This is a genomic window from Serratia sp. P2ACOL2, assembly GCF_003691565.1.
In the GTDB taxonomy this organism is placed as follows: Bacteria; Pseudomonadota; Gammaproteobacteria; order Enterobacterales; family Enterobacteriaceae; genus Serratia; species Serratia liquefaciens.
The window spans coordinates 3,978,206-4,004,342 of sequence record NZ_CP033162.1; the positions used below are offsets into that span (position 1 = coordinate 3,978,206).

Below are 26,137 nucleotides of genomic sequence, written 5' to 3' on the forward strand. Positions count from 1 at the left end.
AGTCTCGGGTAAAGTCGCCCCCCTTCATTGGCATGGGGATAGAGAAAAGACATGTTTATTGGATTTGACTACGGAACGGCCAACTGTTCCGTCGCAGTGATGCGAGAAAATGGCCCCGAGCTGCTGACGCTGGAAAACAACGAACCCTATCTGCCGTCGATGCTGTGTGCTCCGACGCGCGAAGCCGTCAGCGAGTGTTTGCACCGCCACTGGCAGGTGCCGACCGCCAGCGAGGAAAACCAGCAACTTCTGCGCCGGGCAATCAACTATAACCGCGAAGAAGATATCCCGGTCGCCAGCGACAGCGTGCTGTTTGGCCTGCAGGCGCTGGCGCACTACGTTGAAGATCCGGAAGAAGTGTATTTTGTCCGCTCACCGAAATCCTTCCTCGGCGCCAACGGCCTGAAACCACAACAGATCGCGCTGTTTGAGGATCTGGTGTGCGCCATGATGTTCCACATCAAACGTCAGGCGGAAAACGTACTGCAAGACAGCATCAGCCAGGCGGTGATCGGCCGTCCGATCAACTTCCAGGGCATCGGTGGCGAAGAAGCCAACCGCCAGGCGCAGGGTATTTTGCACCGCGCTGCCGAGCGTGCAGGCTTCAAAGACATTGAATTCCAGTTCGAACCGGTCGCCGCAGGCCTGGATTTCGAAGCGACTCTGGAAGAAGAAAAAACCGTGCTGGTGGTGGATATCGGCGGCGGGACAACCGACTGTTCAGTGCTGTTGATGGGGCCGCAATGGCGTGACCGTGCCGATCGCCAGCAAAGCCTGCTGGGCCACAGCGGTTGCCGCGTTGGCGGTAACGATCTGGACATCATGCTGGCGTTCAAACAGTTGATGCCGCTGTTCGGTATGGGTGGCGAAACTGAAAAAGGCATCGCTTTGCCTGCGTTGCCTTACTGGAACGCGGTAGCCACCAACGACGTTCCGGCGCAGATCGACTTTTACAGCGCTGCCAATGGCCGCATGCTGCGCGATTTGATCCGCGATGCCGCCGAGCCTGAAAAAGTTAAACGCCTGCTGAAAGTGCATCAGCAACGCCTGAGCTACCGTCTGGTGCGCGCCGCGGAGGAGAGTAAAATCGCCCTGTCGGCACAGCAAAACATCAGCGCTCCGCTGGCCTTCGTCCAGACTGATTTGGCAGAAACCATCAGCCAGGATCAGCTTGCCGAGGCCATCTCACAGCCGCTGCTGCGCATTCAGGAACAGGTCAGCGCCGCGCTGGCCAGTAGCCAGACCGCACCGCAGGTGATTTATCTCACCGGCGGCAGCGCACGTTCCCCGCTGTTGCGCGCCGCGCTACAACAGCAGTTGCCGGGCATTCCTATCGTCGGCGGCAACGACTTCGGCTCGGTCACCGCCGGGTTGGCTCGCTGGGCGCAGACGCTGTTCCGTTAAGGGCACCAGGGCGCGGTAGCTCAATGCCGCGCCCCGCCGCCAAGCCATTCGCTGCGAAATCAGGTACTGTATCGGCTGGAACCATAATCATGGCAGGAACAACAATGCTGATCGTTCTTTCCGGGCTGCCAGGCAGTGGTAAAACTACGCTCGCACGGGCGCTGGCTCGCGCATTACCGGCAATGCATCTGCGCATCGATACCCTTGAACAAGCTATCCGTAACAGTGGCTCCCTGGCCGATGACGTCGGCCCCGCCGGGTATTTTGCCGCTTATGGCGTTGCCGAAGATAACCTGCGTCTGGGCCACTGGGTGATTGCCGACTCGGTCAACCCGTTGCCGGTCACTCGCGAAGCCTGGCATAACGTCGCACAACGGGCTGGTGTAGCCTGCATAGATTTTGAGGTGGTTTGCTCAGACAGTGCCGAACACCGTCGCAGGGTTGAAACCCGCGACGGGGACGTTGCCGGACTGCGCCTCCCTAACTGGCACAGCGTCACCCGCCACGATTACCTACCCTGGCATACCCCGGTGGCCCGTATTGATACCGCAGGCCAGCCAGTGGAAGCCAGCGTGGCTCAGTTGCTGTCCTTGATTAACGCCGTCGGCAACTGAGCAGGTCACCAGGCGCTGGCGTCGTTCAGGATGCGGATATCCTCGGCATCCAGCCGCAGCCGGGTAGCGCTGATCAGCTCATCCAACTGCTTTAGCGACGTGGCGCTGACGATCGGCGCGGTGATGTCCGGCCGCGCTATCAGCCAGGCCAGTGAAACCTGCGTTGGCGAGATGTGGTGTTTTTCCGCAACCCGATCCAGCGCAGCCAAAATCTTGAAACCGTGTGGATTAAGGTAGCGCTCAACGATGGTGTCACCACGTTGGCTCTTGCCGATATCTTTTTCACTGCGGTATTTGCCGGTCAGGAAACCGCTGGCCAGCGAGAAGAAGTTAATCACGCCCAATCCATGGCGCTGCACCACCGGCGCCAGGCTGCGTTCATACTCCTCACGCGCATAAAGATTGTACTCCGGTTGCAGGGTCTCATAGCGCGCCAACCCATTCTCTTCACTGACTTTCAATGCCTCCTCCAGACGATCGGCCTGATAGTTGGAAGCGCCTATCGCCCGCACCTTACCGGCCTTGATCAAGCCGTCGAACGCCGCCAGGGTTTCCGCCAACGGCGTGTCCCGGTCGTCGTCATGCGATTGATAAAGGTCGATATAATCGGTCTGCAAACGCCGCAGTGAATCCTCTACCGCCTGCTGGATATAGCGTGGTGACAGCCCCTGCTTACCCTCGCCCATCGGCTTGCCGACTTTGGTAGCGATGATCACCTGGTCACGCTTGCCGCTCTTTTTCAGCCACTGACCGATGGTGGTTTCCGATTCACCGCCCTGATTGCCCGGCACCCAGCTCGAGTACACGTCGGCGGTATCGATAAAGTTGAGCTGATTTTCCACCAGCGCATCCAACAGGCTGAATGAAGTTTCGCGATCCGCCGTCCAGCCAAACACGTTACCGCCGAAGGTCAATGCCGGCACTTTGATGCCCGAACGGCCCAGTTCTTTATGACTCATTGCATGCTCCATGGAGTTGATGATTCGCAGGATAATTATTAGCGCGAAAGCAGGAAATCCGCTAAAACGCATTCGCTATAAGCCGGATGGCAACGCTTATAAACATAGCATGATCAAATCTACAACTTATTCGGACAATGCTGACGGTTCCTCCATATTTCCTTCATTTTTATGCCGTCTTTCCTCGCTAAACTAGTATTCTGTAAGGAGTGTAACTTTTTTGGCAATGAGTGCCCGCACGCCTGCCTTTTGGAGAGATTTTCGCCACCATGAATGCAAAAAACCCACGTCGTTCACTGTTACTGCGCCTGTTGGTGGTGGTTATTGTGGCTATTGCCGCCGTGCTGATATGGCGTCACTTCAGCGCTCCGCAGCCGGCCGACAATGCTGCCCCTGGAGCGCGTCACGCCGGTGGGGGCAAAGCGGCGGCAGGCGCAGGACGACGGGGAGCGCCAATGTCACCGGTACAGGCTGCGACCGCCACACAGCAAACGGTGCCGCGTTACCTTTCCGGGCTGGGCACGGCTACCGCCGCCAACACCGTGACCGTCACCAGCCGGGTCGATGGCCAACTGATGGCGATCCACTTCACCGAAGGGCAACAGGTCAAAGCCGGCGATTTGCTGGTTGAAATTGACCCGCGTCCGTTCCAGGTACAGCTGGCTCAAGCGCAGGGACAACTGGCCAAAGATCAGGCCACCCTCGCCAATGCCCGGCGCGATCTGGCACGTTATCAGCAACTGGCCAAAACCAATCTGGTGTCGCGGCAGGATCTGGACACTCAGCTGTCGCTGGTGCAACAGACCGAAGGCGCAATCAAAGCCGATCAGGGCTCCGTCGACAGCGCCAAGCTGCAAATCACCTACAGCCGTATCACCGCACCAATTGACGGTCGTGTCGGTCTGAAGCTGGTGGACGTCGGTAATTACATCACCAGCGGCAGCACCACCGGCATTGTGGTGATCACCCAAACTCACCCTATCGATGTGGTATTTACCCTGCCTGAGGCTACTATCAGCGATTTGATCAAAGCGCAAAAAGCTGGCCCGGTCAGCGTCGAAGCCTGGGATCGCACCAACCAAAATCTGCTGTCGACCGGTTCACTGCTGAGCCTGGATAACCAAATCGACACCACCACCGGCACCATCAAACTGAAAGCGCGCTTCACCAACGAGGATGACGCGCTGTTCCCCAACCAATTTGTTAATGCACGCCTGAAAGTGGCAACGCTGCTGGATGCGATCGTTATCCCTACGGCGGCCTTGCAGATGGGCAACGAAGGCAACTTCGTCTGGACCCTGAGCGAAGATAACAAGGTCAGTAAACATTTGGTGACCACCGGCGTGCAGGACAGCCAAAAAGTGGTGATTAACGCCGGGCTGAACGCCGGTGACCGGGTGGTGACCGACGGCATAGATCGCCTGACCGAAGGCATGCAGGTTGAGGTGGTCACGCCGCAGGCGGCTTCTGCGGCCGGCAAACCAATCCACTCACCTCGCACCCAGGGGAAATCCTGATGCAGGTGATGCCACCTAACGCCGGCGGCGGTCCATCCCGCCTGTTTATACTGCGGCCGGTTGCCACCACGCTGTTGATGCTGGCGATCCTGCTGGCGGGGATCATCGGTTATCGCGCTCTGCCGGTGTCCGCCCTGCCGGAGGTCGACTATCCGACCATTCAGGTGGTCACGCTGTATCCCGGAGCCAGCCCGGACGTGGTCACCTCGGCGATCACGGCTCCGCTGGAGCGTCAGTTTGGCCAGATGTCCGGCCTCAAGCAGATGGCATCGCAAAGTTCCGGTGGCGCCTCGGTCGTCACCTTGCAATTCCAGCTTGAGCTGCCGCTCGACGTCGCCGAACAGGAAGTGCAGGCGGCAATCAACTCCGCCACTAACCTGTTACCGAACGATCTGCCCTACCCGCCGATTTACAGCAAGGTTAACCCGGCCGATCCACCGATCCTGACGCTGGCCGTGACCTCCAGCGCCATGCCGATGACCCAGGTGGAAGACATGGTGGAAACCCGTGTCGCGCAGAAAATATCTCAGGTCACCGGCGTCGGACTGGTGACCATTTCCGGTGGCCAACGGCCGGCGGTCCGCGTGAAGCTCAATGCGGCGGCCGTTGCCGCCTACGGTCTGGACAGCGAAACCATCCGCACCGCCATCAGCAACGCCAACGTCAACTCTGCCAAAGGTAGCCTGGACGGCCCAACGCGTTCGGTCACCCTTTCGGCCAATGACCAGATGAAATCAGCCGACGACTATCGTCAGCTGATTGTCGCTTACCAGAACGGTGCGGCTATCCGCCTGCAGGATATCGCCACCATCGAACAAGGCGCGGAAAATACCCGGCTGGCGGCCTGGGCCAATAAGCAGCCGGCCATCGTGCTCAATATTCAGCGCCAGCCAGGCGTAAACGTCATCACCACCGCCGACAGCATCCGCGAGATGTTGCCTCAGTTGATTAAAAGCCTGCCCAAGTCGGTCGACGTCAAGGTGCTGACCGATCGAACCACCACCATTCGCGCCTCGGTCAGCGACGTGCAGTTCGAGCTGCTCTTGGCGGTAGCGCTGGTGGTGATGGTGATTTACGTGTTCTTGCGCAATGTCCCGGCCACTATTATTCCCAGCGTCGCCGTACCGCTGTCGTTGATCGGTACCTTCGCCGCCATGTACTTTTTGGACTTTTCGATCAATAACCTGACGCTGATGGCGCTAACCATCGCCACCGGTTTTGTGGTCGATGACGCCATCGTGGTGATCGAGAACATTTCACGCTATATCGAAAAGGGCGAGAAACCGCTCGACGCCGCCTTAAAAGGCGCCGGCGAAATCGGCTTCACCATTATTTCACTGACCTTCTCGCTGGTAGCCGTGCTGATCCCCTTGCTGTTTATGGGCGATATCGTTGGCAGGTTGTTCCGTGAATTTGCCGTGACGCTGGCGGTGGCGATTTTGATTTCGGCGGTGGTTTCGCTGACGCTGACGCCGATGATGTGCGCACGCATGCTGAGCCACGAATCTTTGCGCAAGCAGAACCGTTTTTCCGCCGCTTCTGAGCGCTTCTTTGACCGGGTCATCGCCCGCTACGGCAAATGGCTGAAAACCGTGCTGAATCATCCCTGGTTGACGCTAGGCGTGGCGTTCAGCACGCTGGTGCTCACCGTCTTGCTTTACCTGCTGATCCCGAAAGGATTCTTCCCGGTACAGGACAACGGCATTATTCAGGGCACGCTGGAGGCGCCGCAGTCGGTGTCGTTCAGTAATATGGCCGAGCGCCAACAGCAGGTGGCGGCAGAAATCCTCAAGGATCCGGCGGTGGAGAGCCTGACGTCGTTTGTTGGCGTCGATGGCAGCAACGCCACGCTCAACAGCGGCCGGCTGCAAATCAACCTCAAACCCTTGAGCGAACGCAGCGACCGTATTCCGGCCATCATCACTCGTCTGCAGCAGCAGAGCGCACAGTTCCCCGGCGTGAAGCTGTATCTGCAACCGGTGCAGGATCTGACCATCGACACCCAGGTCAGCCGCACCCAGTACCAGTTTACCCTGCAGGCCATGTCGCTGGACGAGCTCAGCCTGTGGGTACCGCAGCTGATGGCGGAATTGAAACAGGCACCGCAGTTGGCGGACGTCACCAGTAACTGGCAGGATCAAGGACTGGTGGCCTACGTGAACGTCGATCGCGATTCGGCTTCCCGCCTCGGCATCAGCATGAGTGACGTGGATAACGCCCTGTACAACGCTTTCGGCCAGCGGTTGATCTCCACCATTTACACCCAGGCCAATCAGTACCGGGTGGTGCTGGAACATGACGTCAGCACCACGCCAGGGTTGGCGGCGCTGAGTGAAATCCGCCTGACCAGCAGCAACGGCACCATCGTGCCGCTGAACACCATTGCCAAAATCGAAGAGCGCTTCGGACCGCTATCGGTCAATCATCTCGATCAGTTCCCGGCGGCCACCATCTCCTTTAACGTGGCCGGCAATTATTCGCTTGGGGAAGCGGTCGACGCCATCACCCTGGCGGAAAAAAATCTCGATATGCCGAAAGATATCACCACCCAGTTCCAGGGCGCGACGCTGGCGTTCCAGGCGGCGTTGGGGGGACCCTGTGGCTGATTCTGGCGGCGGTGGTAGCGATGTATATCGTGCTGGGCGTGCTGTATGAGAGCTTTATTCATCCGGTTACCATTCTTTCTACCTTGCCCACCGCCGGGGTCGGTGCCTTGCTGGCACTGATGATGGCCGGCAGCGAACTGGATGTGATCGCCATCATCGGCATCATCTTGCTGATCGGCATCGTGAAGAAAAACGCCATCATGATGATCGACTTCGCGCTGGCCGCCGAACGTGAGCAAGGTATGACGCCGTACGATGCGATTTATCAGGCCTGCCTGCTGCGTTTCCGGCCGATACTGATGACCACGCTGGCGGCGTTGCTGGGGGCACTGCCGCTGATGCTCAGCACCGGCGTCGGCGCGGAACTGCGACACCCGCTCGGGGTTTGCATGGTCGGCGGGCTGGTAATGAGCCAGATCCTGACGCTGTTCACCACCCCGGTGATCTATCTGCTGTTTGACAAGCTGGCGCGTAACACTCGCCGGCAGCCGGATGTGCAGGAGCTGCCGTGAAATTCTTCGCCCTGTTCATCTACCGACCGGTGGCCACCACGCTGCTGACGTTGGCAATTGCCATCAGCGGTGTGATTGGTTTTAGCCTGTTGCCAGTATCGCCGCTGCCACAGGTCGACTATCCGGTGATTTCGATCAGCGCTTCGTTGCCGGGGGCCGATCCGGAAACCATGGCCTCGTCGGTGGCTACGCCGCTGGAACGCGCTCTGGGCCGGATAGCCGGGGTCAATGAAATGACCTCGATGAGTTCACTCGGCAGCACCCGGGTCATTTTGCAGTTCGATCTCGACCGTGATATCAACGGCGCGGCCCGTGACGTGCAGGCGGCGATCAACGCGGCGCAAAGCCTGTTGCCCACCGGCATGCCGAGCCGCCCGAGCTACCGTAAGGTCAATCCATCAGATGCGCCAATCATGATCCTGACGCTGACCTCCGACACCTACAGCCAGGGCCAGCTTTACGACTTCGCCTCGACTCAGCTGGCGCAAAAAATCGCCCAGACCGAAGGGGTAGGCGACGTCTCGGTCGGCGGCAGTTCACTGCCTGCTGTGCGGGTCGAACTTAACCCAAGTGCGCTGTTCAATCAGGGGATATCGCTCGATGCGGTGCGCCAAACCATCAGTGATGCCAACGTACGCAGGCCGCAGGGCTCGGTAGACAATCAGCAGCAGCGCTGGCAGATCCAGGCCAACGATGAATTGAAAACTGCCGAGGCTTACCGCCCGCTGATTATCCACTACAACAACGGCGCGGCGGTACGCCTGAGCGACGTGGCCGAGATCAAAGACTCGGTACAGGACGTACGCAATGCCGGGATGACCAACGCCAAACCGGCGATTATTCTGGCCATCAGCCGGGCGCCGGACGCCAACATCATCGAAACCGTCGATCGCATTCGCGCCGAATTGCCCGCCTTGCAAGACAACATCCCGGCGTCCATTCAGCTGAATATCGCGCAGGATCGCTCGCCAACCATCCGTGCTTCGCTGGCGGAAGTGGAACAGTCGCTGGTGATCGCCATTGGGCTAGTGATATTGGTGGTGTTCATCTTCCTGCGGTCCGGGCGCGCAACGCTGATCCCGGCGGTGGCAGTACCGGTGTCGCTGATCGGCTCTTTTGCCGCGATGTACCTGTGCGGCTTCAGCCTGAATAACCTGTCGCTGATGGCGCTGACCATCGCCACCGGCTTTGTGGTCGATGATGCCATCGTGGTGCTGGAAAATATTTCGCGCCACGTCGAAGCCGGCATGAAACCGCTCAACGCCGCGTTGCAGGGGGTTCGGGAGGTCGGCTTTACCGTGCTGTCGATGAGCGTGTCGCTGGTGGCGGTATTTATCCCGCTGCTGCTGATGGAAGGCCTGCCCGGCAGGCTGTTCCGCGAGTTTGCCGTCACTCTGTCAGTCTCGATCGGGCTGTCGTTGATTATCTCTCTGACGCTGACGCCGATGATGTGCGCCTACCTGCTGCGTCACCAGCCGCCGCGAGCGCAGCGGCGCATTCGTGGTTTCGGTAAAATGCTGCTGGCGCTGCAAAAAGGCTATGGACGCTCGCTGAGCTGGGTGCTTGGCCATTCACGCTGGGTATTGGCCCTATTTCTCGCCACCATCGCGCTCAATGTCTGGCTGTATATCAGCATTCCGAAAACCTTCTTCCCGGAGCAGGACACCGGCCGACTGATGGGCTTTATCCAGGCAGACCAGAGCATCTCCTTCCAGGCTATGCGCGTTAAGCTGGAAGATTTCATGAAGATCGTGCGTGAAGATCCGGATGTGGAAAACGTCACCGGTTTCACCGGCGGTTCACGCACCAACAGCGGATCGATGTTTATCTCGTTAAAACCGCTGTCAGTGCGCAGCGACGATGCACAGAAAGTGATTGCCCGGCTGCGTGCCCGGTTAGCGAAAGAACCGGGAGCCAGTCTGTTCCTGATGGCGGTGCAGGATATCCGCGTCGGCGGGCGGCAGGCTAACGCCAGTTACCAGTACACGCTGTTGGCGGACGATCTCGCCGCGCTACGCGAATGGGAACCGAAAATCCGTATTGCGCTGGCTGCACTGCCAGAGCTGGCAGACGTCAACTCCGATCAGCAGGACAAAGGTTCAGAAATGGATCTGGTTTACGATCGCGAGACCATGGCCCGTTTGGGTATTTCGGTTTCCGATGCCAACAACCTGCTGAATAACGCCTTTGGCCAACGTCAGATTTCGACTATCTATCAACCGCTCAATCAGTACAAAGTGGTGATGGAAGTCGCCCCCCCATACACCCAGGACGTCAGTTCACTGGACAAAATGTTTGTGATCAACAAAGACGGCAAGGCAATCCCGCTGTCCTACTTTGCCAGTTGGCGCCCCGCCAATGCACCGCTGTCGGTCAATCATCAGGGTCTGTCGGCCGCGTCGACTATTTCGTTTAACCTGCCGGACGGCGGCAGCCTGTCGGACGCCACCTCCGCCGTAGAGCGAACCATGACGGCGCTCGGCGTGCCTTCCACCGTACGCGGCGCTTTTGCCGGGACCGCCCAGGTGTTCCAGGAAACGCTGAAATCTCAGTTGCTGCTGATCGCCGCCGCCATCGCTACTGTGTATATCGTGCTGGGCATTCTTTATGAAAGTTACATTCATCCGCTGACCATTCTGTCCACCCTGCCCTCCGCTGGGGTGGGTGCCCTGCTGGCGCTGGAGCTGTTCGGTGCGCCGTTCAGCCTGATAGCGTTGATTGGCATTATGCTGTTGATCGGTATCGTGAAGAAAAACGCCATCATGATGGTCGATTTTGCCCTCGACGCGCAGCGCAATGGCGGCATCAGCGCACATGACGCCATTTTCCAGGCGTGCCTGCTGCGCTTCAGGCCAATCATGATGACCACCCTGGCGGCGCTGTTTGGCGCATTGCCGCTGGTGTTGACCCACGGCGACGGCGCCGAGCTGCGTCAACCGCTTGGCATCACCATCGCCGGCGGCCTGATCGTCAGCCAGCTGTTGACGCTGTACACCACCCCGGTGGTGTACCTGTATTTTGACCGGCTGCAGATGAAATTCCGTCGCGGCAAGAAACTGGATCCATTGCCTCAATAATGGCCACCCGATGCTGATAAAACACACCGCCTCCGTACAATGGCAACTTTGGATCGTGGCGTTCGGCTTCTTTATGCAGACGCTGGACACCACTATCGTCAACACCGCCCTGCCGTCGATGGCCGTCAGCCTGGGGGAGAACCCGCTGCGCATGCAGTCGGTGATTGTCTCCTATGTGCTGACGGTGGCGGTGATGCTGCCTGCCAGCGGCTGGTTGGCGGATCGATTTGGGGTGCAGCGGGTGTTCTTCAGCGCCATCGTGTTGTTTACTCTGGGGTCCATTCTGTGCGCCCGTTCTGAGACGCTGAATGAGCTGATCGCCTCGCGCGTGATCCAGGGCATCGGCGGCGCCATGATGGTACCGGTGGGTCGCCTGACGGTGATGAAAATCGTCCCGCGCGAACAGTATATGGCCGCGATGACCTTCGTCACCCTGCCCGGCCAAATTGGCCCGTTAATGGGGCCGGCGTTGGGCGGTTTTCTGGTGCAGTACGCCAGTTGGCACTGGATTTTCCTAATCAATATCCCGGTGGGGATCGCCGGTGCCATCGCCACGTTGCTGCTGATGCCCAATTACCGCATGCAGACCCGTCGCTTCGACATCAGCGGCTTTATCATGCTGGCGATCGGCATGGCGACGCTGACGCTGGCGCTCGACGGCCACAAAGGGATGGGGCTCTCCTCTCCCGCCATCGCCGCGCTGGTGGTTGCCGGCATCGCGGCACTGGCGGGTTACTGGTGGCATGCGCATGGCAACAGCCGCGCATTGTTCTCACTGCGGTTATTCAAAACCCAAACCTATAAAGTGGGGCTGACGGCTAGCCTGCTGGGCCGTATCGGCAGCGGCATGTTGCCCTTTATGACACCGCTGTTTATGCAGGTCGGCATGGGCTTCTCCCCGTTCCACGCCGGGCTGATGATGATCCCGATGATTATCGGCAGCATGGGAATGAAACGCATTGTGGTGCGGGTGGTTAACCGTTTCGGTTACCGTAACGTGCTGGTTGCCGCCACGCTGATGCTGGCGTTGATCAGCCTGAGTTTCCCGCTGGTGGCGATGCTGGGCTGGATCTGGCTGCTGCCGGTAGTACTGTTCTTCCAGGGCATGGTCAACTCATTGCGCTTCTCGGCCATGAACACCCTGACGCTGAAAGATCTGCCGGATCGGCTGGCCAGCAGCGGCAACAGCCTGCTGTCGATGGTGATGCAGCTGTCGATGAGCCTTGGCGTCAGCATCGCCGGTATTCTGATCGGCAGCTTTGCCCATCATCAGGTGGTTACCGACAGCCCGGCCATCCATAGCGCATTTATTTACAGCTACTGTTGCATGGCGTTGATCATCGCGCTGCCCGCGCTGGCCTTCGCCCGCGTTCCGGCCGATACCGCCCCCAACCGTACGCTGACCAAAGAGCCGGGGACCGGCTCCACGAGGTTGCAATAATGAAAATAGGCATCACCGGCAAGCTGTTCATGGCCATTTTCGCCACCTGCATGTTGGTGCTCATTACCATGCATTGGGGCGTTCGCATCAGCTTCGAGCGCGGTTTTATCGACTACATCAAAAACAGCAACGAGCAGCGCATCAACATGCTGAGCGAAGCATTGGAAGAACAGTACAGTCGTCACGGTAACTGGGTTTTTCTGCGTAATAACGATCAGGTGATTTACCAGATCATGCGTTCGTTCGAACAAAACAGCGACAGCAGCCACAATTTGCCGCCCAAAGGCTGGCGCACCCAGTTTTGGGTGGTGGACAGCCAGTACAACCGGCTGGTGGGGCACTCCGGCCCGGTACCGAAGGAGGGCCCGCGTCATCCGATTCGCTACAACAATGAAATCGTCGGCTGGGTAATTACGACGCCCATAGAGAGGCTGACACGTAATACCGACATCAGTTTCGATCAGCAGCAAAGACGCACCAGTTGGATGATTGTCGCCCTGTCCACCCTGCTGGCAGCGGCGGTCACTTGGCTGATGTCGCGCGGGTTGCTGGCACCGGTCAAACGGCTGGTAGCCGGTACCCATCGGCTGGCGGCTGGCGATTTCAGCACCCGCGTAGCCGTCAGCAGCCAGGATGAACTGGGACGGCTGGCGCATGACTTCAACCAGCTCGCTACCTCATTGGAAAAAAATGAGCAGATGCGGCGCGCCGTGATGGCCGACGTCTCGCACGAGTTGCGTACCCCGCTGGCGGTGCTGCGCGGTGAGCTGGAGGCACTGCAGGACGGCGTACGTCAGCCTACGGCTGCTTCGCTGGGATCCTTGCAGGCCGAAGTCTCCACCCTGACCAAACTGGTGGACGATCTGCATCAACTGTCGTTATCCGATCTCGGTGCGCTCGCCTACCGTAAATCGCAGGTTGATTGCGTGCATTTACTGCAAATCGCGGTTGCCAGCTTCCGCGAGCGTTTTCACGCCAAAGGGTTGGACATCGTGACCCAACTGCCAGAACAGGCACCGCTGTTTGGTGACCCAGACAGGCTTAACCAACTATTCAACAACCTGCTGGAAAACAGCCTGCGTTACACCGACGCCGGCGGCAAGCTGGAGATTGGCGCCCAGACGCAGCCAGGCCGCCTGCTGATTTACTGGCAGGATAGCGCGCCGGGCGTCAATGACGATCAGTTGGCGCGCATTTTCGAACGTTTTTACCGTACCGAAGGTTCGCGTAACCGCGCCAGTGGCGGCTCCGGTCTGGGGTTGTCAATCTGTCAAAACATAGTGGAAGCACACAACGGGACGATCTACGCCCAGCACTCGCCTTTGGGCGGCGTGCGGATTACAGTAGAATTCGCCACCCCGGTAATGAATAAGGCGTCATGATGGAAACCCAGAATCAACCGTTGCAAATTATGATTGTTGAAGATGAGCCCAAGCTCGGCCAACTGCTGGTGGACTACCTGCAAGCGGCGGGATATGCCACGCGCTGGCTGACCAACGGCAGCGAGGTGGTCCCGGCGGTACATGAACATTCGCCGGCGCTGATCCTGTTGGATCTGATGCTGCCGGGCAGCGATGGGTTAACGGTATGCCGAGAATTGCGCCGTTTCACCGATATTCCGGTGGTGATGGTGACGGCAAAAATTGAAGAGATCGACCGCCTGCTGGGGCTGGAGATCGGTGCAGACGATTATATCTGCAAACCTTACAGCCCGCGTGAAGTGGTTGCGCGCGTAAAAACCATTCTGCGCCGCTGCTATCGCCCATTGGACAATATGCAGGAAGAAACGCAGCTTCACATTGACGAACCGCGCTTTCAGGCCAGCTATCAGGGGCAGATGCTGGATCTCACTCCGGCGGAGTTTCGCCTGTTGAAAACCCTGGCCAGCCAGCCGGGCAACGTGTTCTCGCGCGAGCAGCTGCTGAATAATCTGTATGACGACTACCGGGTGGTGACCGACCGTACCATCGACAGCCACATCAAAAACCTGCGGCGCAAACTGGAGCTGATCGACGGCGAGAAATCATTTATCCGCTCCGTGTACGGCGTCGGTTACCGCTGGGAGTCCGAACCTTGCCGCCTGGTGAACGGGCTTTAATCGGCCCTAGGTCCAGTCTTCTACCGTCAGGCCTGGCACCATGGCAAACGCCCGGTCGTTAGTCACTATTGTCGCTCCGCGGCTCTGCGCGTGGGCGGCAATAAGCTGATCCAGGGCCCCCATCACCCGCCCCTTTTGCGTCATTTCCGCCCGCAGCGTGCCATAGCAATGCGCGGCTTCACTGTCCCAGGCATATACCGTCACGGAATCAAGAAATGCCGCGACCGTCGCTTTCAGCGCAAGGTTCTGCCGCTTGGCTACGCCATAAAGCAGTTCCGCCTGCGTAATGCTGGAAATGCATACCGCAGAAGGCGGGATTTTTTCCATTAGGCTCAGCAAGCGGGGATGCCGACGGAACAGTTGGCTGACCGTATTGGTGTCAAACATATACATGCTTACTCTTCCCCGGCGAACGGATCGCGGGTGGCACTGCCCTGCTGACGTTCATCAGCCGCCAGAAAGTCATGCGGTACCTGCGTTTTTTCGATCATTTGCAGCAGCGGAGCCCAGCTGTCAGGTTTGGCCGGATATTTAGATAAAATCACGTTTCCCTCCCGATCGCGGCGGATATACACACGATCTGTATCAAATTCGAATTCCACGGGTAACCTCACCGCCTGATTTCTGCCGTTTTTAAACAGTTTCGCGACCCTTTCCATTTCCATCCCCCTTAACAGGCATAGGCCTAAGCATATGCCTGTTAAGGGGAGATGCCAATATGCGGCGCTTATTTTTTGACCGCAATAATGCAACGGCCTCACCCTAGCCTTCCCAGGTTGCGGTTGAAAGACTGCGTGCTCAAGAATGCGGCGGGCTGCGCAAACTTTCGGCATGACAATCCCCCGTTAGCTTCCCGTGCTACAGCAGTATCCGCTGCACAAAACTCCCTGTCAGCGCAAAAAAATGGCGTTTTTTTTGCGCTACCCTTCTCAAGTCCGGTTTATTAGCCGCTCAATTTCAAGCCATTGGCTACACTTACATCACTAATCGGAACCCACAGGAGAAGAACCATGGCAATCGGTCACTATGAGCTGAAAAAAGCAAAGAATGGGCAATACCACTTCAACCTGAAAGCCAGCAATGGCGAAATCATTCTGGCCAGCGAGATGTACGCCAGCAAGGCCTCGGCGGAGAATGGCATTGCCTCGGTGCAAACCAATTCCCCCCACGAAGCACAATACGAACTGAAGCACAGCACCAGCAATCAGCCTTATTTCGTGCTGAAAGCCAAAAACCATCAGGTGATCGGCGTCAGTGAGATGTACAGCTCTGAAACTGCGGCAAAGAACGGTATTCAGTCGGTGATCAAAAACGGTCCGGCCACCGACGTGCGCGATCTGAGCGCTTAATGCATCTGTAAGGCGCGCGATGCCCGCCATCGCGCGTTTTTCTTATGACCAGGATCAATCTCCCTGTAATAAATCCGGTTACCTGCTGATTTCTCGCCGCGCTGCGGCTACAATTCCCCGCTTTTACTGCGCCATTTGGGGCGCGTTATACCCACTGGCTTTCATACAGCAGCTAGGCGGCAAGTTCGTGAGTCTCCGGGAGCTTGGTAGAGCAAGTGACTGGGGTGAACGAATGCAGCCAACAACGCTGCGGTTAGAAAGACAGAGGTATACTGACCTGAAATCAGACCGAGACTCATTATGTTTACACCGGAACTCCTCTCCCCAGCCGGCACGCTGAAAAACATGCGTTACGCCTTTGCCTATGGCGCCGACGCGGTTTATGCAGGCCAGCCGCGTTACAGCCTGCGGGTACGTAACAATGAATTCAACCACGAGAATCTGGCGCAGGGAATTAACGAAGCCCATGCGTTGGGAAAACGCTTCTACGTGGTAGTGAATATCGCCCCGCACAATGCCAAGCTGAAAACCTTCCTGCGCGATCTTAAACCCGTGATCGACATGGGCCCGGACGCGCTGATCATGTCCGATCCCGGCCTGATCATGATGGTGCGTGAAGCCTTCCCGCAGATGGATATCCACCTGTCGGTGCAGGCAAATGCGGTAAACTGGGCGACGGTAAAATTCTGGCAGCAAATGGGCCTGACGCGGGTGATCCTGTCGCGTGAACTGTCGCTGGAAGAGATCGCCGAAATCCGCACCCAGGTGCCGGAGATGGAACTGGAAATCTTCGTCCACGGTGCGCTGTGCATGGCCTACTCCGGCCGCTGCCTGCTGTCCGGCTATATCAACAAACGCGATCCTAACCAGGGCACCTGCACCAACGCCTGCCGCTGGCAGTACAAAGCGGAAGAAGGTAAAGAAGACGAGACCGGCAACATCGTGCATATGCATGAACCGATCCCGGTACAGACCGTCGAGCCGACGCTGGGCATCGGGGCCCCACCGACAAGGTGTTCATGCTGTCCGAAGCGCAGAAACCGGGTGAATACATGAGCGCCTTTGAGGATGAACACGGCACTTACATCATGAACTCGAAGGATTTGCGCGCCATCCAGCACGTGGAACGCCTGACGCAACTTGGTGTGCATTCGCTGAAGATTGAAGGCCGCACCAAATCCTTCTACTACTGCGCGCGTACCGCGCAGGTCTATCGTCGCGCCATCGATGACGCCGTCGCCGGCAAGCCTTTCGATCCCACTCTGTTGACCACGCTCGAAGGCCTGGCACATCGGGGTTACACCGAAGGCTTCCTGCGCCGTCACGTACATGAAGCGCAGCAAAACTACGATTACGGTTCATCGCTGTCTGAGCGCCAACAGTTTGTCGGCGAATTCACCGGGGTACGGCGTGACGGCTGGGCTGAAGTTGACGTGAAAAACAAATTCCTGCTCGGCGACAGCGTAGAAATGATGACCCCAGGAGGTAACGTCTTGTTTACCCTGGAGAGCATGCAAAATAAGAAAGGCGAAGCGATCGACGTGGCGCCGGGTAACGGCCATATCGTTTATTTGCCGATCCCGCAAGATATCGATCTCAATTACGCGTTGCTGATCCGAAATTTGCCGGATACCAATACTCCTGCGGCATAAAATGCAGGGAGTGATCCTTTAATGGCATTTTTTAGCAAATATTAGAATTGGATCACATCAATTACTCCGCAGCTTGGTTAACATCAAGCTGCTTAAAACTAAGAACGAAAAAGATTTGCATAGCAATACTAGGAACCACCTCCTTAGCCAGTCCAATCTCCCTTGGACTGGCTTTTTCTTTGATATCGTAAAATAATCCTATCTAATATATCCATTAGCTTTCAATTCACTGACTTGCCTATTTTTCATTACGGCCTGTTGTCATGGCGATATAAAAATAAAGCTACAACGATTAATTAATGCATTAACAAAAACCACTAACTTTCCCACGGATATATCTTAATTTAAGTCAATCCTGCAGAAATAATCTCTGCCAGGTCAGGATTAATCAGAATTAACTGAATATTCTGATGGCCTGTCGCCGATGGGTAGTTTATCGTTGCCCTATAGTTTACAGCCGGGAGATATCGGGAATGCATTCACCAGCACCAGCGCTTCTTATCATTAACGGCAAAGGCGCCGGCAACGACGAGGTTCGCCTTGCAGTACAAAAGTTGCGAGATGAAGGCCAGCCTCTTCACGTTCGCGTAACCTGGGAACAGGGTGACGCAGCGCGTTACGCACGGGAAGCCTGCCAACTGGGTGTGAAAACGCTGATTGCCGGTGGTGGTGACGGCACCATCAACGAAGTGGCTGCGGCGCTAACGGCCTTGCCGGCGGCCGGGCGCCCGGTACTGGGTATTCTGCCGCTGGGCACCGCCAATGACTTTGCCATGGCCTGCAACATTCCTTTGATGCCGGAACAGGCATTGCGGTTGGCAGTAAAAGGCCGCGCGGTGCCGATAGACCTGGCGAAAGTGAACGATGAACGCTATTTCATCAATATGGCGACCGGCGGATTCGGCACACGCATCACCACCGAAACACCAGAGAAACTGAAGGCGGCACTGGGTGGCGTGTCCTACTTTATCCACGGTTTGTTGCGCATGGATACGCTCAAGGCCGACCGCTGCGAGATCCGCGGGCCGGATTTCCACTGGGCAGGCAATGCGTTGGTCATCGGCATCGGCAATGGCAAACAGGCCGGAGGTGGTCAGCAACTCTGCCCGGACGCGCTGATCAACGACGGCTTGCTGCAACTGCGCCTGTTGATCGCTGATGAACTTCTGCCGGCGCTGGTAGCCAGCCTGTTTAACGATGAAGAAAACAAAAACGTCATCAGCGCCGCACTGCCGTGGTTGGAAATCAAGGCCCCGCACGAGATGACCTTTAACCTCGACGGTGAACCCCTGAAGGGCAAGCATTTTCGCATTGAAGTGTTGCCGCATGCCATTGAATGTCGCCTGCCGCCTAACTGCGGGCTGCTGGGTCAAGGCCCTACCCCCGAATAACCGTCTATGGCGCTCACCGGCAAGGCTGAGCGCCACTCGTCATAGCATCAGCCCCTTTCCCCCAGATAATTTACCGCCTGTCGCTTGCACTTTATTCCGCATCGAAATGTGATCCTCTCCGGCAAATCCTTTAAATCATACTTGTATGGTAGTTAGTTCATGGCGTATTTTCCGTCCAATATGATGACCCGTGGGAACAGGATAAAGACGTTATGAAGATTGTTAACGCAGAGGTATTTGTGACCTGCCCAGGCAGGAATTTTGTCACGCTGAAGATCACTACCGACGAGGGTATTACCGGTATCGGTGACGCCACGCTTAATGGCCGTGAACTACCGGTGGCGTCCTATCTGAAAGATCATGTCTGTCCGCAGTTGATCGGACGGGATGCCCATCAGATCGAAGACATATGGCAGTTCTTCTATAAAGGCGCCTACTGGCGCCGCGGGCCTGTCACCATGTCCGCCATCTCTGCCGTAGACATGGCGCTGTGGGACATCAAGGGCAAGGCCGCCAATATGCCGCTGTACCAATTGCTCGGTGGCGCATCGCGTACCGGCGTCATGGTGTACTGCCACACCACCGGCCATTCCATCGACGAAGTGCTCGACGACTACGCCAAACATAAAGAGTTGGGCTTTAAAGCCATTCGTGCCCAATGCGGTGTGCCTGGCATGAAAACCACCTACGGCATGGCCAAAGGCAAAGGCCTGGCTTATGAACCCGCCACCAAAGGCAACTGGCCGGAAGAACAGCTGTGGTCAACGGAAAAATACCTCGATTTCACCCCCAAGCTGTTTGAAGCAGTACGTAACCGTTTCGGTTTCGACGAACACCTGCTGCACGACATGCACCATCGGCTGACCCCTATCGAAGCCGCCCGCTTCGGTAAAAGCATTGAACAATACCGCCTGTTCTGGATGGAGGATCCGACCCCGGCAGAAAATCAGGAATGCTTCCGTTTGATCCGCCAGCATACCGTGACCCCTATCGCCGTCGGCGAAGTCTTCAACAGTATTTGGGACTGCAAGCAACTTATCGAAGAACAGCTGATCGACTATATCCGTACCACCCTGACCCACGCCGGCGGCATTACCGGCATGCGCCGTATCGCCGACTTTGCCTCGCTGTATCAGGTACGTACCGGTTCACACGGGCCATCCGATTTGTCCCCTATCTGCATGGCGGCGGCGCTGCACTTTGATCTGTGGGTCCCTAACTTCGGCGTACAAGAATACATGGGCTACTCCGAACAGATGCTCGAAGTATTCCCGCACAGCTGGAGCTTCAACGACGGCTACATGCATCCGGGCAACAAGCCGGGGCTGGGTATCGAGTTCGATGAAAAACTGGCGGCCCGTTATCCCTATGAACCGGCTTATCTGCCGGTCGCACGCCTGGAGGATGGCACATTATGGAACTGGTAACAGAAGAACGCACCATGCACAGCGTGGTCATTGAAAAACCAGGCCAACTGGTTATCCAGCAACGCCCCTTGCCGCAGCCGGCAGCCAACGAAGTGCGGGTGAAGATAAAGTTCGCCGGTATTTGCGGCTCAGATGTGCATATCTACCATGGCCATAACCCTTTCGCTCGCTACCCGCGCGTCATCGGGCATGAGTTTTTTGGCGTCATTGACCAAGTGGGGAGCGATGTCGATCCACAACGCATCGGGGAACGCGTTGCGGTCGATCCGGTCGTCAGCTGCGGGCATTGCTACCCTTGCTCTATAGGCCGCCCTAACGTCTGCACCGAGCTGCAGGTAATCGGCGTGCACCGCGACGGGGGATTCAGCAACTACGCCTGCGCCCCGGCGCACAATGCCTACCGCATCCCGGACAGCATCAGCGATCGCCATGCCGCCATGGTCGAACCCTTCACCATTGGCGCCAATATCACCGCCCACCTGCAACCCACTGCCGATGACATCGCACTGATCTACGGCGCCGGGCCGATGGGGCTGACGGTGATCCAAACGCTGAAAGGGGTCTACGGCGTGAAGCAGGTGATCGTGACCGACCGCATCAGTGAGCGCCTGGTGATGGCGCAGGAAAACGGTGCCGACTGGACCTTCAATAACGCTGAAGGCTCGCTGCAAGCCGAGTTGAAGCGGCGCGGACTCCAGCCGACGCTGATCGTCGACGCCGCCTGCCATCCGGCCATTTTGCAGGAGGCGATTAACCTGGCATCACCGGCGGCGCGTATCGGCATCATGGGCTTCTCCGGCGAGGCCTGCCCCCTGACCCAGCAAAGCATCACCAGTAAGGAGCTGTCGATTTTCTCCTCACGCCTAAACAGCGGGCGCTTCCCGCAGGTCATCGATTGGATGGCCAGCGGCAAAATCGATCCGCAACGATTAATTACCCACTGCGTGTCGGCCAGCGAGGTTGAGCAGGCGATGCTGATGTTCGAACAAGACCAGCGCACCTGCTGCAAGGTGTTACTGCAGTTTGACTGATGAATTTACCAGGGCAGAGGCATGAAGCTTCGCAATTAAAACAACACCAAGTGGAGTGATTTTATGTTTAAAAACCTGCGTTGGACCATAGTGTTCCTGCTGTTTATGGTCTACATGATCAACTACCTCGACCGCGTTGCGCTGTCGATTACCGTGCCGATGATCGAGAAGGATCTGATGTTGAATGCCGAACAGTTCGGCATCATCTTCGGCAGCTTCTTCTTCGGTTACGCCATCTTCAACTTTGTCGGCGGGCTGGCGGTAGACAAGTTCGGCCCGACGCTGGTGCTCGGTGTCGCCGTTGGCCTGTGGTCGATTTTCTGCGGCATGACGGCATTAGCCACCGGTTTCTATTCCATGCTGATCCTGCGCGTGCTGTTCGGCATGGCGGAAGGGCCAATCTGCGCCTCGGCCAATAAGATGATCAACGGCTGGTTCCCGAAGAAACAGGCCGCAACCGCCATGGGGCTGCTCAGCGCCGGTTCACCTTTGGGTGGTGCCGTCGCCGGGCCAATCGTCGGCTATCTGGCACTGGCGTTCGGCTGGCGACCGGCGTTTATGATTATCTGCTCGATCGGTATCGTCTGGATGCTGGTGTGGTTCTTCGTGGTGGCGGATAATCCGGCGAAAAGCAAACGCGTCAGCGATGAGGAACTTGCGCTGGTCAACCGGATGAAACAGGAAACCCACAGCGCGGAAGAAGAGCTGAGCAACGCGGCACACGGGCTGGGTTACTACCTGAAACAGCCGATCATCCTGGTCACTGCGTTCGCTTTCTTCTGCTACAACTACATCCTGTTCTTCTTCCTGAGCTGGTTCCCTTCCTATCTGGTTCAGGCGCATAACCTGAACATCAAGGAAATGAGCCTCACCACCATGATCCCGTGGATTGTCGGCTTTGTCGGGCTGGCGCTCGGCGGCTATATCTCCGACAAGATTTTCAATATCACCGGCAAGCTATTGCTGTCGCGCAAGATCGTGCTGGTCACCAGCCTGCTGGCGGCGGCCATCTGCGTGGCCCTGGCGGGTACCGTCAGCAGCGTAGTACCGGCGGTGGTGCTGATGTCGGTGTCGATCTTCTTCCTGTACATCACCGGCGCCATTTACTGGGCGATTATTCAGGACGTGGTGCATAAGTCCCGGGTCGGCGGTGCCAGCGGCTTTATCCATTTGGTCGGCAGCGTTTCCGGCATCATTGGCCCTATCGTGACCGGCTACATTGTGCAAAACACCGGTAAGTTCGACAGCGCCTTTATGTTGGCTGGCGGCGTGGCTGCGCTGGGTGCAGTGCTGGTGCTGTTGGTGATCAAGGCACCGCGCAACACCGTACAGCCGCAAATCTCGAAATCTTAATGCTTCAGGGGCGGCCAAGGTCGCCCCGCTTTCCCCTTCTTCAGGAACGACAACATGACGCTTTCCAGCACCGCCGCGCTACCGGCGGCAATTGCAGCACCAGGCTACGATCGCCAACGGCTAAAACCCCGAATCGTACACCTCGGTTTTGGCGCATTTTTCCGGGCTCATCAGGCGATTTACGCCGAGCGTCTGGCAAAGGATCACGCCAGCGATTGGGGCTACGGCGTGATCAGCATGCACAACGGCCAGCAAAAAATCGCCGATATACAACGTCAGGACCTGTTATATACGGTGGCCGAAATGGACGACAGCGCCTGGCGAGGTCAGGTTGTCGGCATTATCAGGCAAGCACTGCATCTGCAGGTCGACGGGCTGGAAGCCGTACTTGAAGCCATGGCGCAGCCGGAGGTCGCTATCGTTTCACTGACCATCAGCGAGAAAGGCTACTGTTATCATCCCGCCAGTGGCCAGTTGCTGGCTGAACATCCGGACATTCAGCATGATATCGCCCACCCGCAGCGGCCAAAGTCCGCTCCCGGTTTGCTGCTGGCGGCGCTACGGCTACGTCGTGAGCGTGGGCTGCCGGCATTCGCCGTGATGTCCTGCGACAACATGCCGGCCAATGGTCAGGTGACCCGCAACCTGCTCTGCCAACTGGCGCAGCGACAGGATGCGGAACTGGCGGCGTGGGTTCAACAGCATGTCGCCTTCCCCTCCACCATGGTCGACCGTATTGTTCCGGCGATGACGGCGGAAACGCTGCGGCAGATTGAAGGTTTACTGGGTGGTATCGTCGATCCGGTCGCTGTCGCCTGCGAGCCCTTCAGCCAATGGGTAATAGAAGATAACTTCCCACAGGGGCGTCCGGCGTGGGAAAAGGTCGGCGCCGAACTGGTCCACGACGTGCTGCCTTACGAAGAAATGAAGCTGCGGATGCTCAACGGCAGCCACTCTTTTCTGGCTTATCTGGGCTATTTGGCCGGCTATGCGCACATCAGCGACTGCATGCAGGATGCGCATTTTGTGGGTGCGGCGCGCCATCTGATGCTGGCGGAACAGGCGCCGACGCTGCAAGTCAGCGGTGTGGATCTGACGCAGTACGCCGAATCGCTGCTGGCTCGCTATCGCAATGGTGCGCTGAAGCACCGCACCGGACAAATCGCCATGGACGGCACGCAAAAACTGCCACAGCGTTTGCTGGACGCCATCCGCTGGCACCTGGCACAGGGCAGCGATTTTAGCTGCCTGGCTTTAGGGGTGGCCGCCTGGATGCGTTACGTCGGCGGCCAGGACGAACAGGGTCAGGTTATCGAAATCAACGATCCCCTGCGTGAACGTCTTGCCGAACGGGTCGGCAACAGCCGCGAAGGCGCCGAACGGGTATTGGCGCTGCTGCAGCTTGAAACGGTGTTTGGGCGCGATCTGCCGGACAGCTTACGGTTCGTCAAGGCGGTGACCGATGCCTACCTTACGCTGCTGGCGCAGGGGGCTCAAGCCACCGTTGCCGCGCTGCCCGTCACGGAATAACGATACTGGCAGACCTCCCGCATGTCCCTCCTGCCGACGGAGAGCATCATTGAGTTATCATATTAAGCGGGTGGATTAATCCGCCCGCCATCAAAGAATAATCTGCTAGTATGGTGGCACCCGAATCTCAGCCAGATTACCGATCTTCACCATGTCTGAAACCTACAGCCTTACCAACAACCTCCCGGTCAATCAGCAAATCTATCGGTTCCTGCGTAAGGATATCGTCGATTGCACCATTCCCCCCGGCACCTTGTTGTCTGAGAAAGAGATCTCCACCCGCTTTTGCGTTTCACGTCAGCCGGTGCGCGAGGCCTTTATCAAGCTGGCGGAAGCGGGACTGGTGCAGATCCTGCCGCAGCGCGGTACTTTCGTGATGAAGATTTCCGCCAAGCGGGTAGCCGACGGGCGCTTTATTCGTCAGGCAGTGGAATGCGCGATTGTTCGTCGTGTCGCAGAACGGATCACGGCGGAGCAGCTGATGACGCTGGAGCATAATTTGCATCGCCAGACGTTGGCGGCGCAAAATCGGCAAACCCGTGAGTTTTTGGCACTGGACGACGAGTTCCACCAGTTGCTAACCCAGTTTGCCGACTGCCCGCTGGCCTGGGAAACCATCGAAACCATCAAGGCCACCATGGATCGGGTGCGCTTTCTCAGCCTGAGCGAGGTTTCGCCGCCGGAAAGCCTGATCCAACAGCATTACCGCATTTTTGAAGCGCTGAAAGCGCAGGATGCCGACGCTGCCGAGCGCGCCATCCATGAGCACCTGCAAGAGATGATTTACTCCATCACGCCTATCTCCCTGCAAAATACCGAGTGGTTTGAAGTCGAATAATCAGCCACAAATCTTCCGTGGGGCGATCGTCCCCACGTATTTGGCCACGCAAATGGCAATTCCTCTCAATCGCATCTATTGTTTCTCCTTGCCATCAGGATTTCATTACTATCGTTCTATCAGCTTCAATCACCGCTTTTTGCTACGCCGGTGGTCAGATACCTTAGGTTGCCGGTGTATGAAGAAGCTAAATCGGGAGTTAATCATGACTGATATTGCACAGTTGTTAGGAAAGGAAGCGGAAGACCTGTTGCAACACCGCTGTACTACCATCCCTGCTGAAAATCTCTACCTGCCGGGCGCCGACTTTGTTGACCGGATAATGATCGATAACAACCGCCCCAACACCGTGTTACGTTCAATGCAAAGCCTGCTTAACCATGGCCGCCTGGCCGGCACCGGCTACCTGTCTATTCTGCCGGTCGATCAGGGCATTGAGCATTCTGCCGGCGCGTCTTTCGCCGCTAACCCGCTGTATTTTGATCCGAAAAATATCGTCGAACTGGCCATTGAGGCCGGTTGTAACTGCGTCGCCTCCACTTATGGCGTGCTAGCGTCAGTCTCGCGCCGCTACGCGCACAAAATTCCGTTCCTGGTCAAATTGAACCATAACGAAACCCTGAGCTACCCGACCCAATACGACCAGACGCTGTACGCCAGCGTTGAGCAAGCGTTCAACATGGGCGCGGTTGCGGTCGGCGCCACTATTTACTTTGGTTCCGAGCAGTCACGCCGCCAGATTGAAGAAATTTCCAGCGCCTTCGAGCGCGCGCACGAGCTGGGTATGGTCACCGTGCTGTGGGCCTATCTGCGCAACCCGGCGTTCAACAAAGATGGCGTGGACTATCATTCCAGTGCCGATCTCACCGGCCAGGCCAACCACATTGCCGCCACCATCGGAGCAGATATCGTTAAGCAAAAAATGGCGGAAAACAACGGCGGCTACCGCGCGGTGAAATTCGGTTATACCGATGACCGCGTTTACAGCAAGCTGACTACCGACCACCCGATCGATTTGGTGCGTTACCAACTGGCCAACTGCTATATGGGCCGCGCCGGGTTGATTAACTCCGGCGGTGCCGCCGGTGAGAATGACCTGCAGGAGTCGGTTCGCACCGCGGTCATCAACAAACGCGCGGGCGGCATGGGCCTGATTTTGGGGCGCAAGGCGTTCAAGAAATCGATGAAAGAAGGCGTGGCGTTGATCAATGCCGTTCAGGACACCTACCTGGACAAGAAAGTCACCATCGCCTGATCCCAAGCCACACCCAGTTCGTTTCTCCAGCCCGGTTCGCCGGGCTTTTTTGTCGCATTTTTCTGTCGATCCCCGCTCCCCTT

18 protein-coding genes and 2 pseudogenes are annotated in these 26,137 nt (G+C 57.4%); 17 read left to right on the forward strand and 3 right to left on the reverse strand.

Translation table 11 applies throughout. The annotated features are described in order from the left end of the window. Nucleotides 1-51: 51 nt before the first annotated feature. Entirely contained in the window at nucleotides 52-1,404 is a 1,353-nt protein-coding gene (gene yegD, locus EBA31_RS19305) for a molecular chaperone (protein ID WP_020828087.1), read from the forward strand. An 89-nt stretch (nucleotides 1,405-1,493) separates the two neighbouring features. Further along, a complete protein-coding gene (locus tag EBA31_RS19310; RefSeq protein WP_115058291.1) occupies nucleotides 1,494-2,018 on the forward strand; it encodes an AAA family ATPase in 525 nt (174 codons plus the stop codon). 5 nt (nucleotides 2,019-2,023) lie between these two features. Here EBA31_RS19310 and EBA31_RS19315 read toward each other — a convergent pair whose 3' ends face one another. Continuing rightward, nucleotides 2,024-2,977: an aldo/keto reductase gene (locus EBA31_RS19315; protein WP_122080000.1), complete on the reverse strand. Its 954-nt coding sequence runs from the start codon at nucleotides 2,975-2,977 to the stop codon at nucleotides 2,024-2,026. Nucleotides 2,978-3,246: 269 nt separating this feature from the next. Here EBA31_RS19315 and EBA31_RS19320 point away from each other — a divergent pair, with 269 nt between their 5' ends. The 6 genes and pseudogenes from EBA31_RS19320 to baeR all read left to right on the forward strand — a co-directional run bounded on the left by EBA31_RS19320 (nucleotide 3,247) and on the right by baeR (nucleotide 14,228). Continuing rightward, nucleotides 3,247-4,494, forward strand: coding sequence for an MdtA/MuxA family multidrug efflux RND transporter periplasmic adaptor subunit (locus tag EBA31_RS19320; RefSeq protein ID WP_041415587.1), 1,248 nt, complete (start codon nucleotides 3,247-3,249; stop codon nucleotides 4,492-4,494). Then, a pseudogene (locus tag EBA31_RS19325) lies at nucleotides 4,494-7,612 on the forward strand (MdtB/MuxB family multidrug efflux RND transporter permease subunit). The gene EBA31_RS19320 and the pseudogene EBA31_RS19325 overlap by 1 nt, the downstream one beginning before the upstream one ends. Further along, a complete protein-coding gene (gene mdtC, locus EBA31_RS19330; protein ID WP_122080001.1) occupies nucleotides 7,609-10,689 on the forward strand; it encodes a multidrug efflux RND transporter permease subunit MdtC in 3,081 nt (1,026 codons plus the stop codon). Before EBA31_RS19325 ends, mdtC begins: the two are co-directional and overlap by 4 nt. Nucleotides 10,690-10,699: 10 nt before the next feature. Beyond that, nucleotides 10,700-12,130: an MFS transporter gene (locus tag EBA31_RS19335; RefSeq protein WP_020828093.1), complete on the forward strand. Its 1,431-nt coding sequence runs from the start codon at nucleotides 10,700-10,702 to the stop codon at nucleotides 12,128-12,130. Next, nucleotides 12,130-13,512, forward strand: coding sequence for a two-component system sensor histidine kinase BaeS (baeS, locus tag EBA31_RS19340; protein ID WP_046372938.1), 1,383 nt, complete (start codon nucleotides 12,130-12,132; stop codon nucleotides 13,510-13,512). Before EBA31_RS19335 ends, baeS begins: the two co-directional genes overlap by 1 nt. Further along, a complete protein-coding gene (gene baeR, locus EBA31_RS19345; RefSeq protein ID WP_020828095.1) occupies nucleotides 13,512-14,228 on the forward strand; it encodes a two-component system response regulator BaeR in 717 nt (238 codons plus the stop codon). Before baeS ends, baeR begins: the two co-directional genes overlap by 1 nt. Nucleotides 14,229-14,234: 6 nt before the next feature. Here the strand turns inward: baeR and EBA31_RS19350 are convergent, their stop codons facing one another. Both EBA31_RS19350 and EBA31_RS19355 read right to left on the reverse strand, forming a co-directional pair. Then, the gene (locus tag EBA31_RS19350) at nucleotides 14,235-14,621 is read right to left on the reverse strand and encodes a type II toxin-antitoxin system VapC family toxin (protein ID WP_020828096.1); all 387 of its coding nucleotides are present in this window, start codon (nucleotides 14,619-14,621) and stop codon (nucleotides 14,235-14,237) included. A 2-nt stretch (nucleotides 14,622-14,623) separates the two neighbouring features. Further along, nucleotides 14,624-14,887, reverse strand: a complete 264-nt coding sequence (locus EBA31_RS19355; protein ID WP_020828097.1) for an antitoxin — start codon at nucleotides 14,885-14,887, stop codon at nucleotides 14,624-14,626. A gap of 351 nt (nucleotides 14,888-15,238) precedes the next feature. Here EBA31_RS19355 and EBA31_RS19360 point away from each other — a divergent pair, with 351 nt between their 5' ends. From EBA31_RS19360 to fbaB, 9 genes and pseudogenes are all read left to right on the forward strand, one after another. After that, nucleotides 15,239-15,577, forward strand: a complete 339-nt coding sequence (locus EBA31_RS19360) for a YegP family protein (RefSeq protein ID WP_020828098.1) — start codon at nucleotides 15,239-15,241, stop codon at nucleotides 15,575-15,577. Nucleotides 15,578-15,877: 300 nt separating this feature from the next. Continuing rightward, a pseudogene (yegQ, locus tag EBA31_RS19365) lies at nucleotides 15,878-17,229 on the forward strand (tRNA 5-hydroxyuridine modification protein YegQ). 473 nt (nucleotides 17,230-17,702) lie between these two features. Next, the gene (gene yegS, locus EBA31_RS19370) at nucleotides 17,703-18,620 is read left to right on the forward strand and encodes a lipid kinase YegS (RefSeq protein ID WP_020828101.1); all 918 of its coding nucleotides are present in this window, start codon (nucleotides 17,703-17,705) and stop codon (nucleotides 18,618-18,620) included. Nucleotides 18,621-18,832: 212 nt separating this feature from the next. Then, the gene (manD, locus tag EBA31_RS19375) at nucleotides 18,833-20,047 is read left to right on the forward strand and encodes a D-mannonate dehydratase ManD (RefSeq protein ID WP_020828102.1); all 1,215 of its coding nucleotides are present in this window, start codon (nucleotides 18,833-18,835) and stop codon (nucleotides 20,045-20,047) included. Between the two features lie 14 nt (nucleotides 20,048-20,061). Continuing rightward, nucleotides 20,062-21,078, forward strand: a complete 1,017-nt coding sequence (locus EBA31_RS19380; protein ID WP_122080663.1) for a Zn-dependent oxidoreductase — start codon at nucleotides 20,062-20,064, stop codon at nucleotides 21,076-21,078. A 63-nt stretch (nucleotides 21,079-21,141) separates the two neighbouring features. After that, entirely contained in the window at nucleotides 21,142-22,431 is a 1,290-nt protein-coding gene (locus EBA31_RS19385; protein WP_020828104.1) for an MFS transporter, read from the forward strand. A 54-nt stretch (nucleotides 22,432-22,485) separates the two neighbouring features. Next, nucleotides 22,486-23,961, forward strand: coding sequence for a mannitol dehydrogenase family protein (locus tag EBA31_RS19390; RefSeq protein WP_122080002.1), 1,476 nt, complete (start codon nucleotides 22,486-22,488; stop codon nucleotides 23,959-23,961). A gap of 151 nt (nucleotides 23,962-24,112) precedes the next feature. Continuing rightward, a complete protein-coding gene (locus EBA31_RS19395) occupies nucleotides 24,113-24,799 on the forward strand; it encodes a GntR family transcriptional regulator (protein ID WP_122080003.1) in 687 nt (228 codons plus the stop codon). A gap of 205 nt (nucleotides 24,800-25,004) precedes the next feature. Further along, a complete protein-coding gene (gene fbaB, locus EBA31_RS19400) occupies nucleotides 25,005-26,054 on the forward strand; it encodes a class I fructose-bisphosphate aldolase (RefSeq protein WP_012146277.1) in 1,050 nt (349 codons plus the stop codon). The last annotated feature ends 83 nt before the right edge of the window (nucleotides 26,055-26,137 follow it).